This window comes from Lachnospira pectinoschiza (genome assembly GCF_020564355.1).
GTDB lineage: Bacteria > Bacillota > Clostridia > Lachnospirales > Lachnospiraceae > Lachnospira > Lachnospira intestinalis.
Map to the genome: position 1 here is coordinate 1 of NZ_JAJCRR010000051.1, position 391 is coordinate 391.

1 protein-coding gene is annotated in these 391 nt (G+C 38.9%); it reads right to left on the minus strand.

The window, feature by feature from the left end; all coding sequences use genetic code 11:
* Positions 1 to 141: 141 nt before the first annotated feature.
* Positions 142 to 391: ATP-binding cassette domain-containing protein (locus LI288_RS14195; protein WP_227091093.1), on the minus strand; the 250-nt coding region annotated here is incomplete at its 5' end.

Here is a 391-nt window from a genome sequence, read left to right on the forward strand (position 1 = left end):
ACTTGTTTAGCCACGATAAATTTCTCCTTATAATATTGTTTTTCGTGATGTGGTATGATGATAGACCATTCTATCTTCCACGCCTATATGCTAAAAACATACTTAAACAGTCTACCAAATATAGGGGCTTTTGTCAAGCCTCTATATTTCAATGTATTCATCACATGCCGCAACAACTGCAGGATCATGCGTTACAATGATCACTGTTTTTCCTTTTTCTACTTCTTGGCGTAATAATCCCAGTATCAAAACTCTATTTTGCTCATCTAAAGATCCTGTCGGCTCATCAGCCAAGAGGATTTGACTGCGCTTCAGTAAAGCAGGCGCAAGAGCTACACGCTGTTTTTCTCCACCTGATAATGCATATACCTTTTCATTCAAGTGATGAGGG